We start from the raw sequence: 22,254 nt of genomic DNA, 5'->3' as shown, positions 1-22,254 counted from the left end.
CGGCCGCCGTCAGTTTTTGAACAGATTGCCGAGGCCTTTCAGCACTTCTTCTTCCAGCTTGCGTTTGGCCGCGTCTTCCAGGCTTTCGCCGTCCTGTTGATCCAGGCCCAGTTCTTTGGAGACTTTGTTTTCCAATTCGGCCTTCGCCTTGGCCTTTTCCTCTTTCAGGTTCAGGTCGATGGCCTTTTCCAGATCCGGCCAGACCTTTGGGGCGGCCCAGGGGCCTTTGATCCGCACCGGAATGGCCAGCCCCCCCTGATTTTCGAGAGAGCCGATTTGCGGGGTGAACAGGTAGTCGATGTCCATATTGCCCAGCCCCACCCGACCCATGCCCGTGGCGTTGACCACAGGCAATTGCAGCAACAGGTCTGGATTGTTTAGGTCGCCGTTTTGCATCGTGAAGGTGGCGGTAAGGCTGTCAAACACCGTGGTACCGCCAGTGACCAGCCCTTGCCGCATCAGACTGTCCAGATCAATGCCCTCGATAGTGCCGCGTCCCATATTAAGGGCGCCATCGCCCGACAGCGAATGCATGATCTGGTGCAGCGATTGCCCCACGCCCAGATAGGCGACATGGGCATCGGCCTGCCCTGTGAAGCGGGTCACACCGATCAGATCGCCCAGCAGAGATTGCATGTCGACGCCGGTGGCCCGCACATCGCCGCCCACGCTGAGACCGGAGCGGTTGTTGGCCACCACCTGACCGGCAAAGCCACCGCCGTAGCCAGACAGTTCTTTCAGCGCCACAACCAGACGGGAGCGGTCCAGATCGGCCCGCAGTTCCAGCCGGTCAAAGTTGAGTCCCGGCAGTTTCAGCGACGGCGCTGTCAAAGAGACCTGCTCGTTCAGCAGGGCAAGGGCAGAGGCGTCGATCGGGGCCTTGGACCAGCCGTCTTGCAGCACAGAGCCTTCGCCAGCCGTGGTTTCACCACCGCCCAGCTGGCTGAAATCCAACGCCCCGCCACTGAAACGGGCAGTGAGGTTGGGCCGCGGCCCCGACAGATCCAGATCTGCTGCCCAGGTAAAGCTGTTCTGATCCAGGCGCAGCGATGCCTCGCGCAGGCTAAGCTGTGTGCCATCGGTCACGGTGACATTGCCGGACACCTGCGCCACCTGCCCCAAGCCCTGCGGCAGCTGGACGTCAGGAATGCCCAGCGCGGCAAATGCAACGGCACTGTTCGTGGTACTGAAAGACACATTGGCCTGCAGCTGCGATGGCAGGCCCACAAGGCCACTGAATTGCGCCACTGTTTCCGGCAGGCTGGCGGTGGCGGTTACTTTTGTCACCTGCCCCTCGATCAGGGCCGCCAGATCCGCAACTTCACCCTGAACGGCAATCTCTTCCATTCCGGCGGGACGCGCGGAGAGGGCAAATCCAGCTTTGCCGCGATAGACCGGCCAGCTGAGATCCAGTGCCAGATCCTCCACCAACAGGTCTGTGCCGGTGCCATGATCCAGATAGCGTAGACTGCCGCCTGCAATCAGCGCTCTGTCCAGCGACAGGGCCAGCGCATTTGACGAACCTGTGAACGCCTGACCGGAAGGCGCAATGCCATCAACGCCAATCTCCCAATTGGCGCGCCCGTCGCTGTGCCGTTCCAGCAGCACCGCGGGCGACAGCAGCTCGAGCCCGGTGATTTTGATGTCGCCCGCCAGAAGCGCCGTCAGATCCACACCAACCTTCAGCCCCTCGGCCGTCAGCAGCGGGCCGGTGTGGGACCAATCCGCATTGGCAATTTCCAGCGCACCGGTGCGGGCACCCAGAACGGGGTAATAGCTCAGACGGGTTTCCCCCTTCAGCGTCACTGCCCGCCCGGTCTGCGCCTCGATCTGGTCCAGCGCCACCTTGGCGATCTTGTCCCCCGGCAGCATCAGCAGCCCCGCCACCAGCACAACGGCCAGCAACACCACAATCCCGATCAGTCGAAACAGCCAGCGCATTGGCGGCCCCCTTCCCCGTAAGTCTTCTCTTGCCTCAAGGCCAAGCCTAGGCCAGCGCCCCCGGAAGAACAATGAAACAAGGCTGTCATCTGGACCCTCAGCGGCGAAAAGCCTTTGCCACGCGCAGAACGCTCCACTATATGCCGCCCATGACCAGCAATCCGCCAGAGCTACGCCCCGACCTCGCCCCCCGTGCCCAGATCAGCGACACACCTCGTGACGGCCAGCCGACCATCGGTATGGTGTCCCTTGGCTGTCCTAAGGCCCTGGTGGACAGCGAGCGGATCCTGACCCGCCTGCGGGCCGAGGGCTATGGCATCTCACCTGATTACACTGGTGCGGACGCGGTGATCGTGAACACCTGTGGCTTCCTAGACAGCGCCAAGGCCGAAAGCCTTGAGGCGATTGGCGAGGCGTTGAACGAAAACGGCAAGGTCATTGTCACCGGCTGTCTGGGGGCAGAGCCCGAGTATATCACTGGCGTACACCCCAAGGTGCTGGCTGTTACCGGCCCACATCAATACGAACAGGTGCTGGACGCGGTGCATGGCGCGGTGCCCCCCAGCCCCGATCCCTTTGTCGATCTACTGCCGGCCTCAGGTGTCAGCCTGACCCCCCGCCATTATAGCTATCTGAAGATTTCCGAGGGCTGTAACCACAGGTGCAAATTCTGCATCATCCCCGACATGCGCGGCAAACTGGCGTCGCGTCCTGCCTTTGCGGTGATGCGCGAGGCTGAGAAACTGGTGGAAAACGGTGTCAAGGAACTGCTGGTCATCTCGCAGGACACCTCGGCCTATGGTCTGGACCGCAAACATGAGACCGAGCGCGGCTACCGCAGCCATATCACCGATCTGGCGCGCGATCTGGGCTCACTTGGGGCGTGGGTGCGGCTGCATTACATCTACCCCTACCCCCATGTGCGCGAGCTGATCCCGCTGATGGCCGAGGGGCTGGTGCTGCCCTATCTGGACATCCCCTTCCAGCACGCCCACACCGATGTGCTGAAACGTATGGCGCGGCCTGCGGCGGCAGAGCGGACCCTGGACCGGATCGCCGAATGGCGGTCCATCTGTCCTGAAATCACCCTGCGCTCAACCTTCATCGTGGGCTACCCCGGCGAGACGGAGGCAGAGTTCCAGACCCTGCTGGACTGGATGGACGAAGCACAGCTGGATCGCGTTGGTTGCTTCCAATACGAAAACGTCGAAGGCGCCCGCTCCGCCGCGCTGCCCGACCATGTGCCGGATGAGGTCAAACAAGAGCGTTGGGAGCGCTTCATGGAAAAGGCACAGGCCATTTCCGAAGCCAAACTGGCCGCCAAAGTGGGTCAGGTGATGGATGTGATCGTCGATGACATCGACGCAGACGGCATCGCCACCTGCCGCACCAAAGCCGACGCCCCCGAGATCGACGGCAACCTGTTCATCGACGAAGGCACCGAAGGCTTGTCCGTCGGGGACATTGTCAGCGTTGAAGTGGATGAAGCTGGGGAATATGACCTCTGGGGTCAGCTGAAACGCTAACGCCAATCCCCCCGGGGCGCACGCCCCGGTCGCGCCCGACCCCGCCCCGAAGGGCGGGCGCGAATGGCAACGTTTCGAGGCGAATAAACGTTGTTAGGGCCGAAAAGGTAGCGCGTCACGGCACCCCGCCCTCGGGCTCGGGCGCGACCTCACTAATGAATGGACCTGACGGCGTTAGCGGCGGCAAAGGCACCTGAACCATCCCGTAGGGAGGGTCGGGCGCTGCCAAATCTTTGATTTAGCTTTGGGACTCACTCCCAGAGCACCACCACCCAGGCTATACCGGCGGCGATGGCGGTCACGGCAACCGCGGCGGAGCCAGCGTCTTTGGCTTTTTTGGCCATCTCATGTTGCTCGAGCGAGATATAATCCACCACCCGCTCTATCGCTGAATTCATCAGTTCCATCGCCAGCACCAGCACGCCCAGCGCCAGGATCAGCGCGCGTTCGCCACTGTCCAGCGGCAGGTAAAACGCCAGCGCGGCAGAGGCCAGATTGGCCCAGATCCAGCTGCGGAAAGAGGCCTCGGTCCGCCAGCTGTCCAGCCAGCCGTGCCAGCTCCAGATGCAGCGGTTGCGCAGGTGGGTGATGAATTCCATGGTCTTTCCTCCGGTCCGCTGTCATGGCCCGAAGAAATTCACCGGTCAAGCGGGATTTCCCTGACGGAACGCTCACACGCGCGCGTATTACCTCTGCTTCCGGCCGTTACGGAGGTGCGGGGCGGGCTCTCAACCCCTACCAAACACTGTCCGCCCTGCTGCGCCTTGCCCGCGCGGCGGGCTATACCGCCTCATCGTCACGCAGCCGCAGGCGGTCCAGCATCTGGCGATTGCGGCAATAGTCTGGCGCAGCTTCGCTGGTGACGGTTTTGTCCAGCCAGGCGCGGCAGGCCCCGTCATGGGGGCATTCGGCACAACGCATCAGGGCGTCACGGTAGGTGCTGGCGGCATAGGGATCGCTGGACATTCAGCGGGTCCAGTCGATCCCAAGGCGTTTGGCCACACGGGGCATCAGGTCCACATTGCGAACCAGTCGGTCAAAGAAGCTCATTGGGGGTCCTCAGCTTCGGGCGTTTATGTCAGCGCCGCAACCGGTTCAGGATTGTGGCATTCAGGCAGTTATCCGGCACCTGGTCCGCATTCACCGCATCAGCGGAGCCCAGCCATTGCTGGCAGGCTTCCACATGGGGGCATTGGCGACAACGGGTCACCAGTTCGGCGTAGCCCTGCGGGCTGAGCTGGCCTTCGGCCATCGCCTCGGACAGGCTGACATCGATGGAGCGGGCCATCGAACGGGTCAGCCAGAAGTGGCGTTCCGGCGCGCCCAGCGGAATGATCCGTCCCATCTCAGCGCTCCGCCTTGGCTGTTTTCAGATCCTGAAACCGGGTTTTGTTTTCACAAAACGCCAGCGGGGTTTCAGCCCCCTCAAGACGTTCCGGATTGTCCAGCCAGCGGGCGCAGCGTTCGGGATCGGAACAGGCCCGGCACCGCTGCACCATACTGGCCCAGTCCTTATGGCTCAGATCCCCTTCGGCGCGGGCCTCAGCCAGATCCACACCAGAGGTTTTGGCCATCCGCTTTGCCAGCCAGAAATGACGTTTCAACTGTCCCAGTGGTTTCATCGCTCTGATCTCCTGTTGAGGTGAAGCGAGGATAACCAGGCGGAACACGCCACGCCTTGAGCAGGATCAACCCTGTTTCAATCGGGCCAGCACCTGCTGCATTTTCAGCATCGAGGCGTTGCGGCAATAGCCGGGTGCGTCCGGTTCTGCGCCGACTTCGGCATGTTCCAACCATTTGGCGCAGGCTTTGGGGCCGCCGCAGCCCTTGCAGCGCTGGATCGAATTGGTGAGAGTATCCAAATCCAGCCGTCCGGCCAGGATCTCTTGTTCAAGGTTCACACCCATGGCTTCGGCCATTTGGTGGAACAACGCAGTATGTTCTGCGGTGGGGCGATTGCTTTGCATGGGGGTCTCGCAGCAATAATGTGTTTGAGACTCGACAATACCCATACACGCCAAAGGCGCATTTGATCTGGGTCAAACCTTATTCAAAGATGTGCCTCAAAATAGGCATTCACGCAGGTTTGCACATGTCGAAAACGGTCCCCGCCCAGATGTTTGCCGCCGTACCACCGTGTAACTACGATAATATGATCCCGTAAATCCTGCCGTTCCAGCATCCGCAGAATCACGTTACCCGCGCCACTTTCGCCATCGTCGCCTTTGCGCTGGGTGCCGTCGGATTGCAGCATGGCCCAGGTGTTATGTGTCGCCTTGGCATATTTCTTCGCGCGTTTGAGTTGTTTGAGAAACGCGGCAACCTCTGCCGCGTCTCGAACCACACCGCCGGACACCGCGTAGCGCGATCCGCGGTCGCTTACGACATTTTCGATTTGATGGATTTCAGACTTCATGGCGGGCTTATAGGGCAGCAACGGCCTTGCGAACAGTCGCCATGCGATCGGCATTGGGCGGGTGGGTGCCAAGGAACTGGTTGCCGGGATCGGGCAGACGGGTGAAGAACTCGGCCCCTTTGACCGGATCAAAGCCGGCTTTCAATGTGATGATGGCCCCCAGCGCGTCGGCCTCCAACTCGAAGTCTTTGGAGTAGCGGCGCGCCCCAAGGATCGCGCCCAGCTCCTGCGCTTCGGCAATCTCTTTGTTGTTGCCGCCGCGCATGGTGACAAGCCCCCCTAGAATGGCTGCCCCCTGCAAGGCGCTTTGGTGCTGTTTTTCCAGATGGCCCTCGATGTGATGCGCAGCCTCGTGGCCCATGACAAAGGCCAGCTCATCAGCATTGCGGACCGATTTAAGCAGCGCGTAGTTAAAGGCCAGTACCGGTTGTCCGGTGTCGCTGAGGAACTGATGCGCGTTGGCGGGTTGGCCGCGCCGGTCGTCGACCACGATCAGAAAATCACAGTTGTGGCCCAGTGCGCGGCGGCGGCATTCGCGTTCAGCAATCGGCTCCACAATCTCTACCACGGCAACAAACTGGGCCACCGCAGGCCGGGCGCCAATCCCGTCCAAAGAGCCCTGCACCCCATCAATCGGAGCAACCGTACAGGCGGTCAGGCCCGCCAAACTGAGAAGTGCTGCAAAGAAACGCATGAAACCAATCCCTTCCCTCTTTATCTAGCACCCTTTCGCGCGCATGCCAGTGTTTCTGCACGCCTGAGGCGTATCCATCGGTTAACCGCTTGTCAGATCGTCAGGATCGCCTATCGTGGAGTTATGTTTACAATCGAACATGACTTCGACGCGACGGTGGTGACCTTGATTGATGAGGGCGGCACGCCCTTGCAAGAAGACATCGCCATCCACGCCTTTCAGGAATGTGTGACGCTGGAGCAATATGATCCACGCGACGATGAGGTGAAGAAAATCACCCTGTCGCTGCATCAGTTGCAAGAGCTGGCCGCCGCTTTGGACCTGCCGGAAGGGGTCTATAAGCTGCGTCAGGAAACAACAGGTTAATCCTGCGAACGCACGATCTTGAAGGTCTTGTCCCGGCTGGTCTGGCCGCGGACCAGCGTCAGCTGTGACTTTGCCACTCCCAGTGCTTTGGCCAGCAGCTTTTGCACCGCTGCATTGGCCTTGCCGCCTTCGGGCACCGTGGTGACATAGACCCAGACCTGACCGGCCTCCACGGTGATCCGGTTGCGCGACGCTTTGGGGGTGACCCGCACGGTGATCTCTTGGGCCGTGGCCCAGTTCGATAGATCTGCCTCCGTCACACCTGTATCTCCCCGTTTGCGCGACCCTTTTTGTGCCTTACAGCGCACGGAGGCAAGAGGCCGGGCGGCAGATGACTTGACCGCCGCGCCGTCAGGCCCGACATAGGGACAAACCCAATCAAAAAGGTCTGATATGCCCGAGAAAAACCAAGCCGCGCTGGAGTTCCTGCTGACGCGCCGCTCGCGTCCGGCCAAGACGCTGACCCTGCCGGTTCCCGACCGTGACGCCCTGATGCCGATCCTCACCGCCGCCGCCCGCACACCCGATCATGGCAAGCTGGAGCCCTGGCGCTTCATCGTATTGGAAAAGCCCGCGCTGGACCGTCTGGCGGGCGTTGCCCAATCGCGTGGCGCAGCGCTGGGTCTGGACGAGGTGCAGATCCAGAAAGGCGTCGATCAGTTCCGCAACGCCAATCTGGCCATCGCGGTGGTCGAGATCATCAAACCGAACGAGAAGGTGCCCGCTGTCGAGATCACCTATTCCGCCGGGGCTGTCTGCCTATCACTGTTGAATGCGGCGCTGGCCTCGGGCTGGGGGGCGAACTGGCTGTCCGGCTGGGCCAGCCATGACCGCGGGTTCTGCACCGAAGCGCTGGATCTGTCTGATAACGAACGCATCGCCGGTTTCCTGCATATCGGCACCGAAAAAGCCACGCCGCCGGAACGCCCGCGCCCCGATCTGGAGGCAATTACGACATGGCTTTCGGCGTAATCTTTTCGGCGTTCTTCAGCGCCCTTGGCCAGATCGGTGACCCACGTTTCCGCAAGGTTCTGGGGCTTGGCATTTTGCTAACCTTCGTGCTGTTGGTTGCGGTCTACGCGGCCTTCCTGTGGTTTTTGCAGGTCACCCTGGGTGAAAGCAGCACCCTGCCGGTTCTGGGGGAGGTCACCTGGATCAATGATCTGGCGACCTTTGCCAGCTTGTTTTTCATGCTGGTGCTGTCGGTGTTCCTGATGGTGCCCGTGGCCTCGGCAATCACCTCGATGTTTTTGGATGAGGTTGCCAATGCGGTGGAGGACAAACACTACCGCCATTTGCCGCCGGCCAACAAAGTGCCGTTCGGGGAGGCCTTCAAAGACACTGTGAACTTCCTTGGTGTGCTGATTGCCGCCAATATTCTGGCCTTCATCCTCTATGCGATGTTTGCGCCGCTGGCGCTGTTCATCTTCTGGGGGCTGAACGGTTTCCTGCTGGGGCGGGAATATTTCACACTCGCTGCCATCCGACGGGTTGGCCGTGTGGAGGCCAAGAAACTGCGGCGCAAACATATGGGCACGATTTGGCTGGCGGGTACCTTTATGGCGATCCCGCTGTCGATCCCGCTGATGAACCTGGCCATCCCGATCCTGGGGGCCGCGACCTTCACCCACATCTACCACAAGCTGGTGAGTTGACCTGCCAGCTCAGCACTCAGAAACACACAAAGACGGCGCCTTGATCGGGCGCCGTTTTCGTTACACATCAGGACCCTGACAGATCAGGACAAATCAGGCTGGCTCATCTTGTTGAACCAGTCCAGATCCCGCACGGTGATCGTTTCGGTCAGGATGATGCCGGCCACGATCCCCCAGATCACCGCTGCGATCAGCGTGGTGATCAGCGCTTTTTTCTTCAGGTTCGTCTCATAGGGTGCGCCCGCATGGGTGCCGGGCACGATGTCCCCGACATCGCCTTGGGTTTTCAAGCGGATCGGCAGGACGATGAAAAGCGTCAAAAACCAGATCACTGCATAAAGGACAATTGCCGAGGTGGGGCCCATCAGACTTGCTCCAATTCCACGAGGCAGCCGTTGAAATCCTTGGGATGCAGGAACAACACAGGCTTGCCATGGGCGCCGATCTTGGGCTCGCCAGAGCCCAGCACACGCGCGCCGGTTTCTTTCAGATGATCGCGTGCCGCGAGGATGTCTTCGACTTCATAGCACACGTGGTGAATACCGCCCGAGGGGTTCTTTTCCAGGAAACCGTTGATCGGGCTGTCTTCCCCCAGAGGGTAAAGCAGTTCGATCTTGGTGTTCGGCAGTTCGATGAAGATCACGGTGACGCCATGGTCCGGCTCGTCCTGAGGCGCGCCCACCTTGGCCCCCAACGCGTTGCGATACTGCGCGGCGGCGGCGTCGAGGTCGGGAACGGCAATGGCGACGTGGTTCAAACGTCCGATCATAAGAGAACTCCTGCGGCTTGGTTTTAAGTGGGGCCGTTATGCGCAGCGGCAAGCCTCCGCGCAAGGATATTACGTGTGAAACCGGTCGCGTTACGCGGGACCTAAGGACGCAGACGCAGCGTTAACCCGTTTTTAGCAATCAAGGCGCAAGCTGACCCTGTTGAAGCTTGGAGCCTGCCCATGAGTGATACAAATGACCACCCCGCTGATATGCCGATTGGCGACCTCTTCTTTCAGACCGCTCGGTTTCCAACCGCAGCACGTCCGTTGATGGGTATGACTGTTCTGGTGGTGGAAGACAGCCGATATACCAGTGATGCCGTGCGGTTGATGTGTCTGCGCAGCGGCGCCCGGATCCGTAGGGCGGACAGTCTGGCGGCGGCAGCGCGACACCTGCAGGTCTACCACCCGACTGTGGTTTTGGTGGACATTGGCCTGCCCGATGGCAACGGGCTGGATCTGATCGCAACCCTGTCGGAGCACAGCCAACGGATAGAGGTCATTCTGGCCACCAGCGGGGATGAATGGGCTGAACAGGCTGCATTGGCGGCAGGGGCGGATGGGTTTCTGTCGAAACCTGTGTCGTCCCTGGCGGCGTTTCAGGAACAGGTGCTGCGCCAGCTGCCAGCCGCGCGCCGGCCGATGGATCCGCGTATGGTTAACGACGCGGCCATCCATCCCGATCCTGCCAGCTACACCGAAGATCTGCTCCATGCCGCCAGTATACTGGCGCAGCATCCCAACGGGGCGGAGCTGGACTATGTCTGTCAATTTCTCAAAGGGCTGTGCCGCAGCGCGGGTGACAATGAACTTCAAGGGCTGGTGCAGCGTCTGAACGTGGCCCGCCTGCGTCCCAAGGGCCCCAAGCGGGCGCTGGCCGCCCTGCGCAACCTGCTGGCAGCGCGGATCGCCAATCCCGACCTGCTAGAGCAGCGGATCTGACGCCACCCGCACCAGACGGGTCAGATCGGCCAGCGCCTCTTTCTGCTGCCCCTGCGCGTCAAAGTTCACCGGGTTCAGCCAGACCTGAAACGCCTCTCGCAGTGCGGGCCAGTCCTGATCTGTAGCAGCAAACCAAGCGGTGTCACGATTGCGCCCCTTGACCACCATGTGCTGACGAAACACACCTTCGTAACTCAGCCCCAGTCGCTGCGCCGCCCGCCGCGAGCCAAGGTTGCCCGCATCACATTTCCACTCGAACCGGCGATAGCCTTGGTCAAAGACCCATTCCATCATCAGGTAGAACGCCTCGGTCGCAGCGCGGGTGCGCTGCAAGATGGGGGAGAGGTTGATATGGCCCAGCTCGATTGAGCCCCGTTCGGGGTATATCCTCAGGTAAGAGGCCACGCCGCCATACTGGCCGGTTTTCACATCCTTTATGGCAAAGAAATGCGGATCACGCTGTGCCGCCATATCCTTTACCCAACGATGATAGGCCGCGGCAGAGTGGAACGGACCGTAGGGCAGAAAATCCCAAACCGCGTCATGGCCTTCAAAGGCGCGAAACAACAGGGCGGCATGAGCCTCTGCTGCCAGCGGCTCCAGCCGTGCATAGCGGCCTTCCAAGATGTCGCTGCCCGGTGACGGTGGGGCCTGCCAGTGGCTCAGATCCTGCATGATGCCTCTCCTTTGGCGCAGGCTAACGCACTGGTCACACAAAGGAAACGGCGCAATTGTGCCCCTTACAAAACCGCAGCTCCAGTGCCTAGAGGATCACCTTAGGCGAGGTTCCCAGATCAAGACCGGGGAAGATGCTGCGTTCGATAACGCTGGTTTCCAACCCAAACAGATCGCGCATCATCCAGCCCGCATAGCCGCGCACATCCGCAGTCGGCATCAGGTCGCGGCGGGCATAGAGATCCGCTTCGCTGAGGCCGGGCCATTGACCGTACACCCGCCCCCCGCGCACGGCGCCCCCGGCCAGCAGCATCGCGCCACCGGTGCCGTGATCGGTGCCCGCCGTGCCGTTTTCACGGGCGGTGCGGCCAAATTCAGTCATCGCCACCACCGCGGTTTTTGACCAGTCGCGCCCCAGCCCAGATTTCAGAGTGAGGATGGCCTTGGACAACTGCCCGAGCGCCCGCTCCAAGCCGCGGCCCTGCGCCCGATGGGTGTCCCAGCCCCCAATCGAGAAGGCCGCGATGCGGGTCTCTTCGCGCAAACGCTGGGCGGTGAAATTGGCAATCGCTTCGATCCCGGCGGGGCGGCCATTGGTGGCGCTTTCGGCCATCATGCCTTCGTCCCCCATGTCTGCCATCGCCCCCATCATATCCGCATCGCTCATGCCTTGAGGCACCGCACCGCTTTGCAGGCCGATCAGCATCTGCGCCTCCATGAAGGCGGCGTGGAAGGCCGGGTCATCGTGCATGATCAACTCGGCCAGCCGTGCACCCTGCGGGCTCAGCGCCAGTTCGGTGTCCGGCGACCAATTGGCCGCCGCCGCCGCACCGGAGAGCAGCATCATGTTCTCATGGCCCACCGCATAGGCGGTTTCAGTTGTCAGACCCGGCACCGTTTGTAGCATCCGGTTCAGCCAGCCGTCGCGCGCCGTGGCCATATGTGGATCCGAGGTGCCGGCCTCCAGCAGGTCCTGCCCGTCAAAATGGCTGCGTTTGTCGCGGTAAGGGGTCGACACCGCCTGCACAAACCCCAGCTGCTGCCTCTGCCACAGGGCATGCAGCGGCACGAGGCCGGGGTGCATTTCATAAAACCCGTCCAGCGGCAGGCCCGGTGTCTGGCCCAGACTGCGCCGCAGCCCCACAAAGCCCGGATCGCCCACCGGGCGCACCACATCCAGACCGTCCATACCGCCACGCAGGATGATGACCACCAGCCGGTGATCCCAAGGGGCAGCCGCTAGGCTGATCGGGGTCATCAACGGGCTGGCCGCGAGCGAACAGCCCAGCAGGCCAGCCTTACCCAGAAAGGCACGTCGGTTCAAATCTGTCTTAGACATCGGCCACTCCTCACTTGCGCTGGAAGGCGGGGGAGGCCAGCACCAGCGCGATGCCTTCCCGTTTGTTTTCGGCCGCATGGGCAGCAAAGCGCACTGGCTCGGGCGGGGTGGGGCCCAGGGCGGTTTCGACAAAACGGCGCGGGTCCGGCAAATCGTCGAGCAAGGCCGAGGGCGCCTTCAACGCCCAGTGCATTCGGCTGGCCAACCCCTGCGGCGTCAGCCAGACCTCATCGCCCTCTTCCCAGCCATCCGGCCCCTGCGGCTGCTGCCAAGTCTGCCCCATGATGATCAACGGCCGCTGGAACAGCTGAACGATAAACATCTCTCGTCGCCGCAAGTTTTGTTGTTTCAAATAGACCTCGGGCGGCACCGCCAAAGCCCGCATCGCGGCCGAGATATACTCATCCGGCAGACGCATGTTGTGGCGCTCTGTGTCCCATGCGGCGGAGTGGGTCAGCAGCGCCTCGGTCACCGCCGCCAGATCGCCCCCGGTGTCGAGGTAACGCGCCTCCAGCGTGGCCACCAGATCAGCGGGAGGCGCATCAGAATGGAAATGAACCGCCAGTTTTTCTGCCAGATGGCGCGCTGTGGCGGGATGGCGGGCAAGATCGCGCAGGGCAGTTTCGATGTCGGCCAACCGCGCCCGGCCACCGCCGTACCTGGTGCCCAACACTGTTTCGGCGCCGGGTTCGGCACGGGCGGCGCGGAACTTGCGGCCCTGTCCGGGAACATAGGTCAGGCCGGTGAGCAGCTCGGCCAATTGACGTACATCCTCTTGCGAATAAGGCCCGCCAACACCCAACGTGTGCAGTTCCAACACCTCCCGCGCAAGGTTCTCATTGAGGCCAAACTTGCCCTTCTTGGCTTTGCCGAATTCACTCTCCGGCCCCACTGAGCGTTCCTGATCCAGATAGTGCACCATCAGCGGCGAGGTCACAGCGGCAAGCAGCATGTCCTCGAACCGGCCAGTGACATGGGGACGGATTGCGGCCTCAATGTAAGGGGGGGTGCCGCGTTTCATGATGCCCGCTTTTCCCTGCGCGGTCAGGTGATCAGCCCAGAAGGCCACCAGCCGTTCGCGCAGACCATCGCGGGTCCAGACACGACGCATCAGGATGGTCCAGGCCCAGTCCCGATAGGCTTGCCGTGCTTCTGCTTTGAGCAGCTTCAGCCGTTTCTTTTCCGCATCCAACCGGTTGGTGCCCCGGGCTTTGCGGATGTCTTTCCAGATCGCCTGCGCCTCGGCCAGACGTTTTTCGAAGCCGTCGTAATTTTCGATCGGGAACCGCTGGTCCATCTCATCCGGCCCTTTGAGCCGCGCCAGCATCTCTGCCACTGAATTGGGCGGCGCCAGCTCTGCCACGGGCGACAGCCCATAGCCAAACCGCTGCTCTGCCAAGACCGGATCAAATCCCATCGCACCCTCCATGCACCTGCTGGCACTCTACTGCAAATCCCACGCCGTTTCAGCCGTAGGCTGGCAGTTTTTCAACGCCCGTGCAGGGTGATACGTAGCCTGAGCGGATTCCCGTCGCAATCTACTGGATTTTTGGCAAAACTCAGCCAATCAGACAAAGAAAAAACCCGGCAGCTTTGGGCCACCGGGTTTCTCAAATCGCTTGGTAAGGCTGGCTTAGTCCTGCGGGATCACGCGCAGACCCAGTTCCATCAGCTGGTCGCTGGACGGATCGTTGGGGGCGTTCATCATCAGGTCTTCGGCCCGCTGGTTCATTGGGAACATCACCACTTCGCGGATGTTCTGTTGATCGGCTAGCAGCATCACGATGCGGTCGACACCGGCGGCACAGCCTGCGTGGGGCGGGGCGCCGTATTGGAAAGCTTTGTAAAGCGCGCCGAAGCGTTCTTTGACTTCCTCTTCGCCGTAGCCGGCGATTTCGAAGGCTTTCAGCATCACCTCAGGCTTGTGGTTCCGCACGGCGCCCGAGACCAGTTCATAGCCGTTACAGGCCAGATCGTACTGGTAGCCCAAAACCTCCAGCGGATCACCGTTCAGCGCGTCCAGACCACCCTGCGGCATCGAGAAGGGGTTGTGTTCAAAGTCGATCTTGCCCGACTCTTCGTCCTGCTCGTAGATCGGGAAATCCACGATCCAGGCAAAGGCAAAACGGTCTTTGTCCAGCAGGTTCAGCTCTTCGCCGATCACGTTACGGGCGCGGCCTGCAACCGCTTCAAACGCTTTCGGTTTGCCGCCCAGGAAGAAGGCCGCGTCGCCAACGTCCAGACCCAGTTGCTGGCGGATCGCCTCGGTGCGCTCGGGGCCGATGTTCTTGGCCAGCGGACCGGCGGCCTCGTTGCCCAGAACAATCTCGCCCGCTTTGATCTTGGCGTTAACTTCTTTGACAGAAATGCCTTGTTCCTGCGCGATGCTGTCTGCCGACTGTTTGCGCCAGAAGATGTAGCCCATGCCCGGCAGACCTTCGCCCTGGGCAAACTTGTTCATCCGGTCACAGAACTTGCGCGAGCCACCGGTCGGGGCCGGAATGGCGCGCACTTCGGTGCCTTCGTTTTCCAACAGGTTGGCAAAGATGGCAAAGCCGGAGCCACGGAAGTGTTCCGAGCAGTCCTGCATCTTGATCGGGTTGCGCAGGTCAGGCTTGTCCGACCCGTACCACTTGGCCGCATCGCGGTAGCTGATCTGCGGCCATTCAGCGGGGTTGTCGACCTTACGGCCGCCACCGAACTCTTCAAACACACCGGCCAGAACCGGCGCGATAGTGTCAAAGACGTCCTGCTGCTCAACGAACGACATTTCCATGTCGAGCTGGTAGAAATCGGTTGGCGAACGGTCGGCGCGCGGGTCTTCATCGCGGAAGCACGGCGCGATCTGGAAATATTTGTCGTAGCCTGCCACCATCATCAGCTGTTTGAACTGCTGCGGGGCCTGCGGCAGGGCGTAGAACTTGCCCGGATGCAGACGCGAAGGCACCAGGAAGTCCCGTGCACCTTCAGGCGAGGAGGCGGTGATGATTGGGGTTTGGTATTCGCGGAAGTTTTCGTCCCACATGCGCTGACGCATGGAACGCACAACGTCCGAGCGCAGCTTCATGTTCTGCTGCATCGCATCGCGGCGCAGGTCGAGGAAGCGGTACTTCAGACGGGTTTCTTCCGGGTATTCCTGATCGCCAAAGACCATCAGCGGCAGCTCATCAGCCTTGCCCAGCACTTCGAGGTCGCGGATGAACACTTCGATCTCCCCGGTGGGGATCGCCTTGTTCACCAGGCTTTCGTCACGCGCCATGACGTTGCCTTCGATCTTGATGCACCATTCGGAACGCACCTTCTCCAGCTCGGCAAACACCGGGCTGTCAGGGTCGGCCATCACTTGGGTGATGCCATAGGTGTCGCGCAGGTCGATAAACAGCAGGCCGCCGTGGTCGCGGACCCGGTGGACCCAGCCCGACAGGCGGACGGTGTCGCCCACGTTGGATTTGTTCAGCTCAGCGCAGGTATGGCTGCGATATGCGTGCATGGTGTGACCTTTCGTGATCGGGTCGTCTCTTCGGACATTCGGATAGGGTGCGCCCACGGGCACACGGAATTCATCAAGGCCGATACACTAGGTTGCGACCGTGTTGTCAAGCAATGTGGGGACAAAGCCGTTCAAAACGGGCGCTGAACGTTGCCGGAGTAGAAATAGATCCCCAAACCCACAGCAAAAATGACGATCCCCGCCAGCGAATGCAGAACCACCGCCAAGACAAAGGAACGCCGGACTTCGTATGCCCAGGCAAAGATCACACCACCGGCGAAGGTCATCAGCGCCACGACCCAGCTCCAATACATCAGATGTGCCAGTGAAAACAGCGCCGCATTCAGAAGCAGCCCGGCCCGCCCCCCGGGCAGAAACGTGCCGTAGCGGCGGAAATAGAGCGGGCGAAACACGACCTCCTGCGGCAGGGCAGAGGCAACCGGGTAAAAGACCGCGATGGCCAGCATCAGACCCGGTTCCGTTTTCAGCAGCAGAAAGGCAGCATCGGGCGCGGCGGTGTAGACCACAGCCAGACACAGGATCAGCATGCCCCCGGCAAAGGCCAGCAGTTCCACAAAGTAAAGCTGATCAACCCCGCCGAGCAGTTCACGCCACTCAAACCCTTCGGTGCCATTGAGCAACGCCAAGCCCACAGCGGTCAGCGTGAACAGCGCCACAAACATCATTGTCGGCGGCAACACCAAAGCAATCAACAACGGTGCGATCAGATAGAACAACACAAATTCCGCCTTAAGCCGGGACAGTGTGGCAGGGCGGGACGCGGTCAATAGGTTCATTAAGGCCTCAGGCTGACAAGGGCGACAACACGTTGCCACATTTCCTTTAACATTGCCTGCTGAGGCGGAATTTCAAGCGCATCAGCGCTGCCAAATCGCTTGGGTGGAACCGCGCAGTGAATTCATCAGGTTGATCGAACGGGCCGTTTCCAGATCCGCCAAGGTCAACACGGCCTCGCGCAGCAATCCTTTGTTCAGGCGGCTTTGACGGTAAACCCCCGCCAGCAACCCTGAGGACAGCGGCGGTGTCAGGCGGTCGCCGTCTGGGGTGGTGATGAAAATATTGGTGATGGTGCCTTCGCACACCTCATCCCGTTCGTTCAGCATCACCGCTTCCTGAATCCCTTCGGGCAGGGCGGCGCGGGCCTGATCGTAGAGGGTGCGGCGGGTGGTCTTGTGGCGTAGGAGGGGATCACCAGAAGGCAATTGAATTTCGGAGATGATAAATCGTGCGACACGCCAAGGCTCTGGCATCGGGGCGGTTGTAAGGTCAATCATACCGTCCTGCGCCAGGGTCAGACGACAGCGCAAAGGCGTTTCCCCGGTAATCGCGTCGAGTTCAGCAAAGAGCGCCTTTTTGTCGAGCCTGAACCCCAGCGCCTCTGCCGAGGTGGCAAGCCGTGCACTGTGCAACGCACGTCGCGCGATCCCCTGCCCCGGCACATAGCGGAACGTTTCAATCAGGCGACATGTGGGATCGAGCGTTGGGAGGTTGCTGGCGTCAGCTGGGCGAAACGGCTTTTCCATAAGGCTTCCTCATATTCCGATGTTGCGGTGCTGTCCCAGACAACGCCGCCCCCCACGTTCAGCCGCGCAGTGTCCCCGTCCAGCATCACGGTGCGAATGGCCACGTTAAATTCGGACCGCCCGTCTGGTGCGGCCCAGCCGATGGCGCCGCAGTAGATGTCACGCGGCCAGGGTTCCAGTTCGCGCAGGATCTGCATGGCCCGCAATTTTGGCGCACCGGTGATCGAGCCACAGGGGAACAGTGCGGTGAACACCTCGCTCAGAGTCACGCCCTTGCGCAGCTGCGCCTCAACACGCGACACCATCTGATGCACGGTGGCGTAGCTTTCGACCTTGAACAGTTCCGGTACCTTTACGGTCCCCGCCTCGGCCACCCGAGACATGTCATTCCGCAAGAGATCCACGATCATCAGGTTCTCCGCCCGGTTCTTTTCATCCGAGGCCAGAAAATCTCGGTTGCGCTGATCCTCCACCGGGTCGGCGCTGCGCGGCTGCGTTCCTTTCATCGGGCGGGTTTCAATCACACCATCGGCAGAGGTCCGGAAAAACAGTTCCGGTGAACGGGACAGAATCGCCGGGCCACGCTCGGGCAGCACCAAGGCGCCATGCCCCACCGGCTGCTGCGCCATCAGGCTGCCATATATCGCCTCGGCGGAGCCAGTTGCCCGCGCGTCGATCGGAAAGGTCAGGTTGGCCTGATAGATGTCCCCGGCACCGATATAGCCATGCACCGCGTCAAAGGCCGTTTGATAGCGTGCCGCGGTCCAACGGGGCTGTAAATCATATAACGCACCGCCCTGCGGCAACGGGGCGGCGGTGACGGGGGCTTCGTATACACCGAAGCTTAACAGGGGCAGCACGCGGTCTTGCGGCATCAAAGACGCCAGCCGTGGCTCCAGCGCATAGCCCAGCTCATAGGTGGCATAACCCGCCACCCATTTGCCTGCCGCCAAGGCTGCATCAACAGCCGCCATCGCAACCGGCACATCGTCTGCCTCCTGCGCGGTGATCACCGCGCTGGCGTTGCGGAACCAAACCGCCGGGCTGTCCGGCCCCTCGGGCCCGTGATCCATTCTGATCTGCATTTCGCGTCCCCGCGCTGACCTCTTGGCCTCCCCGCCTTCTGTATAGGGTCTGACACAGGATTTGACAGACCACATATGCGGCACATTACACTAGTTTTCCGAACCCTCTTGCGCCTTGCCCCGCGATGTCTATAACCCACGACAATTTGCGCGGGGGCGAGTCACGCCTCCCCATCCTGCTGCCCGCGAAAAAAAGAGGTCCGCCATGCCCAAAAGAACTGACATCTCCTCGATCATGATTATCGGTGCTGGTCCGATTGTTATCGGTCAGGCGTGTGAATTCGACTACTCCGGTGCCCAAGCCTGTAAGGCGCTGCGAGAAGAAGGCTACCGCGTGATCCTCGTGAACTCGAACCCGGCGACAATCATGACCGATCCGGGTCTGGCTGACGCCACCTATATCGAGCCAATCACACCCGAGGTTGTCGCCAAGATCATCGAGAAAGAGCGCCCTGACGCGCTGCTGCCGACTATGGGCGGTCAGACGGGTCTGAACACCTCGCTGGCGCTGGAAGAGATGGGCGTGTTGGACAAGTACAACGTCGAAATGATCGGCGCCAAGCGCGATGCCATTGAAATGGCTGAAGATCGCAAGCTGTTCCGCGAGGCGATGGACCGCCTGGGCATTGAAAACCCGAAGGCCACCATCGTCACCGCACCGAAGAAAGAAGACGGCTCTGCTGATCTGGATGCGGGTGTGGCGCAGGCGCTGGAAGAGCTGGACGACATTGGCCTGCCCGCCATCATCCGCCCCGCCTTCACCCTTGGCGGCACCGGCGGTGGCGTGGCCTATAACCGCGAAGACTACATCCACTTCTGCCGCACCGGCATGGATGCCTCGCCGGTGAACCAGATCCTCGTCGACGAAAGCCTGCTGGGCTGGAAAGAATTCGAGATGGAAGTGGTCCGCGACAAAGCCGACAACGCCATCATCGTCTGCGCGATCGAAAACGTTGACCCGATGGGGGTACACACCGGTGATTCGATCACTGTGGCGCCGGCGCTGACGCTGACCGACAAAGAATACCAGATCATGCGGACCCACTCGATCAACGTGCTGCGTGAGATTGGTGTGGAAACCGGTGGCTCCAACGTTCAGTGGGCCGTGAACCCCGCCGATGGCCGGATGGTTGTGATCGAAATGAACCCGCGGGTGTCACGCTCCTCGGCGCTGGCCTCCAAGGCGACCGGTTTCCCGATTGCAAAGATCGCGGCCAAACTGGCCGTTGGCTACACGCTGGATGAGCTGGACAATGACATCACCAAGGTGACCCCGGCCTCGTTCGAGCCGACCATCGACTATGTTGTCACCAAGATCCCGAAGTTCGCCTTTGAGAAATTCCCCGGCTCCGAGCCCTACCTGACCACCGCGATGAAATCCGTGGGGGAAGCAATGGCAATCGGCCGCACTATCCACGAAAGCCTGCAAAAAGCACTGGCTTCGATGGAATCGGGTCTGACCGGCTTTGACGAGGTCGATATCCCCGGTGCGCCGGAAAAGGTTGCCGTGATCAAGGCGCTTGGCAAACAGACCCCGGACCGTCTGCGCACCATCGCTCAGGCGATGCGCCACGGGTTGACCAACGCCGAGATCCAGAACGTCACCTCGTTTGATCCGTGGTTCCTGGACCGCATCCGCGAGATTGTTGAGGCCGAAGAGGTCGTGCGCGCCGATGGCCTGCCGGTGACCGAAGAAGGTCTGCGCGCGCTGAAGATGCTGGGCTTCACCGATGCCCGCCTGGCAATCCTGACCGGCCGGACCGAAGCCAACGTGCGCCGCGCCCGCCAGAACCTGGGCGTCAAGGCCGTGTTCAAACGCATCGACACCTGTGCCGCCGAATTTGAGGCGCAGACACCTTATATGTATTCGACCTACGAAGCCCCTGCGATGGGCGACGTGGAATGCGAAGCCCGCCCAAGCGACCGCAAGAAAGTGGTTATTCTGGGGGGCGGTCCAAACCGGATCGGTCAGGGGATCGAGTTTGACTACTGCTGCTGTCACGCCTGCTACGCGCTGACGGATGCCGGTTATGAAACCATCATGATCAACTGCAACCCCGAAACCGTGTCGACCGATTATGACACCTCGGACCGTCTGTATTTTGAACCGCTAACCTTTGAGCACGTGATGGAAATCCTGCGGGTTGAGCAGGAAAACGGCACCCTGCACGGTGTGATCGTTCAGTTCGGCGGCCAGACCCCGCTGAAACTGGCCAACGCGCTGTTCGAAGAAGGCATTCCGATCCTCGGCACCAGCCCGGACGCAATTGACCTGGCCGAAGACCGTGAACGCTTCCAGGCGCTGGTCAACAAGCTGGAGCTGAAGCAGCCGAACAACGGCATCGCCTCGACCGACGCTGAAGCACTGAAGATCGCCGAAGACATCGGCTTCCCGCTGGTGATCCGCCCCTCCTACGTACTGGGTGGCCGTGCGATGGAAATCGTGCGCGACATGGCGCAGCTGGAACGCTACATCGCTGAGGCGGTTGTGGTCTCTGGCGACAGCCCGGTTCTGCTGGACAGCTACCTGTCCGGTGCCATCGAATGTGACGTTGACGCCCTGTCAGATGGCAAAACTGTCCACGTGACCGGCATCATGCAGCACATCGAAGAGGCCGGCGTGCACTCAGGCGATAGCGCCTGTTCGCTGCCGCCATATTCGCTGCCGGAAGACATCATTGTCGAAATCAAACGCCAGACCGAAGCTCTGGCTCTGTCGCTTGGCGTTGTTGGCCTGATGAACGTGCAGTTCGCGGTCAAAGACGGTGAGATCTACCTGATTGAGGTCAACCCGCGCGCCAGCCGGACCGTGCCCTTTGTGGCCAAAGCCACCGACAGCGCCATCGCCTCGATCGCCGCCCGCCTGATGGCTGGTGAACCGATGGAGAACTTCCCGTTCCGGGGTGAATATCCGGCAAACGCCAAACCCGGCACTCTGCCGATGGCCGATCCGATGACGCTGGCCGATCCCAACATGCCGTGGTTCTCGGTCAAGGAAGCGGTTCTGCCCTTCGCCCGTTTCCCCGGTGTGGACACCATTCTGGGCCCGGAAATGCGCTCGACCGGTGAGGTTATGGGTTGGGATACGTCCTTCCCGCTGGCCTTCCTGAAGGCGCAGCTGGGCGCGGGCACCGATCTGCCGCGTGATGGACGTGTGTTCTTCTCGATCAAGGATGACGACAAGACCGAAGCCAGCGCCGTCGCCGCGCGCACCCTGTTGGATCAAGGTTTCACCCTTGTTGCCACCATCGGCACCAAAACCTGGCTGACCGAACAGGGCATCGACTGTGATCTGGTGAACAAGGTCTATGAGGGCCGCCCGAACATCGTGGACGTGCTGAAAGACGGCGGCATCTCGCTGGTGATCAACACCACCGAAGGGGCGCAGGCTGTGAAAGACAGCTCCGCCATCCGTTCGGTCGCGCTTTACGACAAGATCCCCTACTTCACCACCGCTGCCGGTGCGCAGGCCGCCGCTGAGGCGATCAAAGCCCGTTCCGAAGGTGACTTTGGTGTGATGCCGCTGCAGGGCTAATCCTGCCGCAACATTTTCCGGATCAAGAAAGCCCCTGCTTCGGCGGGGGCTTTTTCGTACCCGCTGCGCCTGCAAGACGCAGGATCCGCCGCACAGACTGTCGAATCGGTCGTTGTCAGACGGTATTCAATGGCATGCACACCTATTCACCTGTGAAAAATTACAGCTAACAAAAACCAACCTGTCAAAAATGATAGGCAATTGACCTAAACGTCATGCGGTTTCCGGTGAGACAACAGTGCACACCAAGCCCTATACTTTTGGGTAGGAGCTGTGA

General features: G+C 61.0%; 24 protein-coding genes. 6 read left to right on the top strand and 18 right to left on the bottom strand.

Annotated features, from left to right (window positions below; translation table 11 throughout):
• Positions 1 to 9 precede the first annotated feature (9 nt).
• Complete coding sequence (locus SIC14_RS08550) at positions 10 to 1,941, bottom strand: AsmA family protein (protein ID WP_412565404.1); 1,932 nt, start codon at positions 1,939 to 1,941, stop codon at positions 10 to 12.
• Positions 1,942 to 2,090: 149 nt separating this feature from the next.
• On the opposite strand from SIC14_RS08550, the gene rimO reads away from it, so the two are divergent.
• The gene (gene rimO, locus SIC14_RS08545) at positions 2,091 to 3,467 is read left to right on the top strand and encodes a 30S ribosomal protein S12 methylthiotransferase RimO (protein WP_412565403.1); all 1,377 of its coding nucleotides are present in this window, start codon (positions 2,091 to 2,093) and stop codon (positions 3,465 to 3,467) included.
• Positions 3,468 to 3,718: 251 nt separating this feature from the next.
• On the opposite strand, the gene SIC14_RS08540 is transcribed toward rimO, so the two are convergent.
• The 7 genes from SIC14_RS08540 to SIC14_RS08510 all read right to left on the bottom strand — a co-directional run bounded on the left by SIC14_RS08540 (position 3,719) and on the right by SIC14_RS08510 (position 6,577).
• On the bottom strand, positions 3,719 to 4,066 hold the full coding sequence (locus tag SIC14_RS08540; RefSeq protein WP_412565402.1) for a diacylglycerol kinase: 348 nt from the start codon (positions 4,064 to 4,066) through the stop codon (positions 3,719 to 3,721).
• A 181-nt stretch (positions 4,067 to 4,247) separates the two neighbouring features.
• Positions 4,248 to 4,433, bottom strand: coding sequence for a DUF6455 family protein (locus tag SIC14_RS08535; protein WP_412565401.1), 186 nt, complete (start codon positions 4,431 to 4,433; stop codon positions 4,248 to 4,250).
• Between the two features lie 112 nt (positions 4,434 to 4,545).
• On the bottom strand, positions 4,546 to 4,812 hold the full coding sequence (locus SIC14_RS08530) for a DUF6455 family protein (RefSeq protein WP_412565400.1): 267 nt from the start codon (positions 4,810 to 4,812) through the stop codon (positions 4,546 to 4,548).
• A gap of 1 nt (position 4,813) precedes the next feature.
• Complete coding sequence (locus SIC14_RS08525; protein WP_412565399.1) at positions 4,814 to 5,089, bottom strand: DUF6455 family protein; 276 nt, start codon at positions 5,087 to 5,089, stop codon at positions 4,814 to 4,816.
• A gap of 66 nt (positions 5,090 to 5,155) precedes the next feature.
• Entirely contained in the window at positions 5,156 to 5,434 is a 279-nt protein-coding gene (locus SIC14_RS08520; RefSeq protein WP_412565398.1) for a DUF6455 family protein, read from the bottom strand.
• Positions 5,435 to 5,517: 83 nt separating this feature from the next.
• Positions 5,518 to 5,883 (bottom strand): YigZ family protein, encoded by a 366-nt coding sequence (locus SIC14_RS08515; RefSeq protein ID WP_412565397.1) that lies wholly within the window; start codon positions 5,881 to 5,883, stop codon positions 5,518 to 5,520.
• A gap of 7 nt (positions 5,884 to 5,890) precedes the next feature.
• Entirely contained in the window at positions 5,891 to 6,577 is a 687-nt protein-coding gene (locus SIC14_RS08510; protein ID WP_412565396.1) for a M48 family metalloprotease, read from the bottom strand.
• A 123-nt stretch (positions 6,578 to 6,700) separates the two neighbouring features.
• Here SIC14_RS08510 and SIC14_RS08505 point away from each other — a divergent pair, with 123 nt between their 5' ends.
• Positions 6,701 to 6,943: a hypothetical protein gene (locus tag SIC14_RS08505; protein WP_412565395.1), complete on the top strand. Its 243-nt coding sequence runs from the start codon at positions 6,701 to 6,703 to the stop codon at positions 6,941 to 6,943.
• Here the strand turns inward: SIC14_RS08505 and SIC14_RS08500 are convergent.
• Positions 6,940 to 7,203, bottom strand: coding sequence for a DUF167 domain-containing protein (locus tag SIC14_RS08500; protein WP_412565394.1), 264 nt, complete (start codon positions 7,201 to 7,203; stop codon positions 6,940 to 6,942). The two genes, SIC14_RS08505 and SIC14_RS08500, sit on opposite strands and share 4 nt — an antisense overlap.
• A gap of 133 nt (positions 7,204 to 7,336) precedes the next feature.
• Between SIC14_RS08500 and SIC14_RS08495 the strand changes: the two genes are divergently transcribed.
• Complete coding sequence (locus SIC14_RS08495; RefSeq protein WP_412565393.1) at positions 7,337 to 7,915, top strand: nitroreductase; 579 nt, start codon at positions 7,337 to 7,339, stop codon at positions 7,913 to 7,915.
• Positions 7,900 to 8,598 carry an EI24 domain-containing protein gene (locus SIC14_RS08490; protein WP_412565392.1) on the top strand — a complete coding sequence of 233 codons (699 nt, stop codon included), beginning with the start codon at positions 7,900 to 7,902 and terminating at the stop codon, positions 8,596 to 8,598. The genes SIC14_RS08495 and SIC14_RS08490 overlap by 16 nt, the downstream gene beginning before the upstream one ends.
• Positions 8,599 to 8,681: 83 nt before the next feature.
• On the opposite strand, the gene SIC14_RS08485 is transcribed toward SIC14_RS08490, so the two are convergent.
• Together SIC14_RS08485 and mce are read right to left on the bottom strand one after the other, a co-directional pair.
• Positions 8,682 to 8,963, bottom strand: coding sequence for a DUF1467 family protein (locus SIC14_RS08485; protein WP_412565391.1), 282 nt, complete (start codon positions 8,961 to 8,963; stop codon positions 8,682 to 8,684).
• Entirely contained in the window at positions 8,963 to 9,367 is a 405-nt protein-coding gene (gene mce / locus SIC14_RS08480) for a methylmalonyl-CoA epimerase (protein WP_412565390.1), read from the bottom strand. The genes SIC14_RS08485 and mce overlap by 1 nt, the downstream gene beginning before the upstream one ends.
• A gap of 180 nt (positions 9,368 to 9,547) precedes the next feature.
• Here mce and SIC14_RS08475 point away from each other — a divergent pair, with 180 nt between their 5' ends.
• Positions 9,548 to 10,309: a response regulator gene (locus SIC14_RS08475; protein ID WP_412565389.1), complete on the top strand. Its 762-nt coding sequence runs from the start codon at positions 9,548 to 9,550 to the stop codon at positions 10,307 to 10,309.
• Here SIC14_RS08475 and SIC14_RS08470 read toward each other — a convergent pair.
• The 7 genes from SIC14_RS08470 to SIC14_RS08440 all read right to left on the bottom strand — a co-directional run bounded on the left by SIC14_RS08470 (position 10,292) and on the right by SIC14_RS08440 (position 18,442).
• A complete protein-coding gene (locus SIC14_RS08470; protein WP_412565388.1) occupies positions 10,292 to 10,984 on the bottom strand; it encodes a GNAT family N-acetyltransferase in 693 nt (230 codons plus the stop codon). The genes SIC14_RS08475 and SIC14_RS08470 overlap by 18 nt on opposite strands.
• 88 nt (positions 10,985 to 11,072) lie before the next feature.
• Entirely contained in the window at positions 11,073 to 12,323 is a 1,251-nt protein-coding gene (locus tag SIC14_RS08465) for a DUF1501 domain-containing protein (protein WP_412565387.1), read from the bottom strand.
• A gap of 10 nt (positions 12,324 to 12,333) precedes the next feature.
• The gene (locus SIC14_RS08460) at positions 12,334 to 13,740 is read right to left on the bottom strand and encodes a DUF1800 domain-containing protein (protein ID WP_412565386.1); all 1,407 of its coding nucleotides are present in this window, start codon (positions 13,738 to 13,740) and stop codon (positions 12,334 to 12,336) included.
• 216 nt (positions 13,741 to 13,956) lie between these two features.
• Complete coding sequence (gene aspS / locus SIC14_RS08455) at positions 13,957 to 15,813, bottom strand: aspartate--tRNA ligase (protein WP_412565385.1); 1,857 nt, start codon at positions 15,811 to 15,813, stop codon at positions 13,957 to 13,959.
• Positions 15,814 to 15,944: 131 nt separating this feature from the next.
• Positions 15,945 to 16,610, bottom strand: coding sequence for a CPBP family intramembrane glutamic endopeptidase (locus tag SIC14_RS08450; RefSeq protein ID WP_412565384.1), 666 nt, complete (start codon positions 16,608 to 16,610; stop codon positions 15,945 to 15,947).
• An 81-nt stretch (positions 16,611 to 16,691) separates the two neighbouring features.
• Entirely contained in the window at positions 16,692 to 17,357 is a 666-nt protein-coding gene (locus SIC14_RS08445; protein WP_412565383.1) for an aminotransferase class IV family protein, read from the bottom strand.
• Positions 17,291 to 18,442 carry an aminodeoxychorismate synthase component I gene (locus SIC14_RS08440; RefSeq protein WP_412565382.1) on the bottom strand — a complete coding sequence of 384 codons (1,152 nt, stop codon included), beginning with the start codon at positions 18,440 to 18,442 and terminating at the stop codon, positions 17,291 to 17,293. Before SIC14_RS08440 ends, SIC14_RS08445 begins: the two co-directional genes overlap by 67 nt.
• A gap of 205 nt (positions 18,443 to 18,647) precedes the next feature.
• On the opposite strand from SIC14_RS08440, the gene carB reads away from it, so the two are divergent.
• Positions 18,648 to 21,977, top strand: a complete 3,330-nt coding sequence (gene carB, locus SIC14_RS08435; protein ID WP_412565381.1) for a carbamoyl-phosphate synthase large subunit — start codon at positions 18,648 to 18,650, stop codon at positions 21,975 to 21,977.
• Positions 21,978 to 22,254: the final 277 nt, after the last annotated feature.

This window comes from Thalassobius sp. MITS945101 (assembly GCF_047123305.1).
Classification (GTDB): Bacteria; Pseudomonadota; Alphaproteobacteria; order Rhodobacterales; family Rhodobacteraceae; genus Thalassobius.
This window is presented reverse-complemented; position numbering and strand designations above follow the sequence as displayed.

Coding starts and splice junctions, on each gene's coding strand:
- SIC14_RS08525 (WP_412565399.1), bottom strand. CDS start 5,089: ATGAAACCACTGGGACAGTTGAAACGTCATTTCTGGCTGGCAAAGCGG.
- SIC14_RS08530 (WP_412565400.1), bottom strand. CDS start 4,812: ATGGGACGGATCATTCCGCTGGGCGCGCCGGAACGCCACTTCTGGCTG.
- SIC14_RS08445 (WP_412565383.1), bottom strand. CDS start 17,357: ATGGAAAAGCCGTTTCGCCCAGCTGACGCCAGCAACCTCCCAACGCTC.
- SIC14_RS08520 (WP_412565398.1), bottom strand. CDS start 5,434: ATGCAAAGCAATCGCCCCACCGCAGAACATACTGCGTTGTTCCACCAA.
- SIC14_RS08470 (WP_412565388.1), bottom strand. CDS start 10,984: ATGCAGGATCTGAGCCACTGGCAGGCCCCACCGTCACCGGGCAGCGAC.
- SIC14_RS08450 (WP_412565384.1), bottom strand. CDS start 16,610: ATGAACCTATTGACCGCGTCCCGCCCTGCCACACTGTCCCGGCTTAAG.
- SIC14_RS08495 (WP_412565393.1), top strand. CDS start 7,337: ATGCCCGAGAAAAACCAAGCCGCGCTGGAGTTCCTGCTGACGCGCCGC.
- SIC14_RS08505 (WP_412565395.1), top strand. CDS start 6,701: ATGTTTACAATCGAACATGACTTCGACGCGACGGTGGTGACCTTGATT.
- SIC14_RS08540 (WP_412565402.1), bottom strand. CDS start 4,066: ATGGAATTCATCACCCACCTGCGCAACCGCTGCATCTGGAGCTGGCAC.
- SIC14_RS08440 (WP_412565382.1), bottom strand. CDS start 18,442: ATGCAGATCAGAATGGATCACGGGCCCGAGGGGCCGGACAGCCCGGCG.
- mce (WP_412565390.1), bottom strand. CDS start 9,367: ATGATCGGACGTTTGAACCACGTCGCCATTGCCGTTCCCGACCTCGAC.
- SIC14_RS08510 (WP_412565396.1), bottom strand. CDS start 6,577: ATGCGTTTCTTTGCAGCACTTCTCAGTTTGGCGGGCCTGACCGCCTGT.
- SIC14_RS08515 (WP_412565397.1), bottom strand. CDS start 5,883: ATGAAGTCTGAAATCCATCAAATCGAAAATGTCGTAAGCGACCGCGGA.
- rimO (WP_412565403.1), top strand. CDS start 2,091: ATGACCAGCAATCCGCCAGAGCTACGCCCCGACCTCGCCCCCCGTGCC.
- SIC14_RS08550 (WP_412565404.1), bottom strand. CDS start 1,941: ATGCGCTGGCTGTTTCGACTGATCGGGATTGTGGTGTTGCTGGCCGTT.
- SIC14_RS08475 (WP_412565389.1), top strand. CDS start 9,548: ATGAGTGATACAAATGACCACCCCGCTGATATGCCGATTGGCGACCTC.
- SIC14_RS08485 (WP_412565391.1), bottom strand. CDS start 8,963: ATGGGCCCCACCTCGGCAATTGTCCTTTATGCAGTGATCTGGTTTTTG.
- aspS (WP_412565385.1), bottom strand. CDS start 15,813: ATGCACGCATATCGCAGCCATACCTGCGCTGAGCTGAACAAATCCAAC.
- SIC14_RS08535 (WP_412565401.1), bottom strand. CDS start 4,433: ATGTCCAGCGATCCCTATGCCGCCAGCACCTACCGTGACGCCCTGATG.
- carB (WP_412565381.1), top strand. CDS start 18,648: ATGCCCAAAAGAACTGACATCTCCTCGATCATGATTATCGGTGCTGGT.
- SIC14_RS08490 (WP_412565392.1), top strand. CDS start 7,900: ATGGCTTTCGGCGTAATCTTTTCGGCGTTCTTCAGCGCCCTTGGCCAG.
- SIC14_RS08465 (WP_412565387.1), bottom strand. CDS start 12,323: ATGTCTAAGACAGATTTGAACCGACGTGCCTTTCTGGGTAAGGCTGGC.
- SIC14_RS08460 (WP_412565386.1), bottom strand. CDS start 13,740: ATGGGATTTGATCCGGTCTTGGCAGAGCAGCGGTTTGGCTATGGGCTG.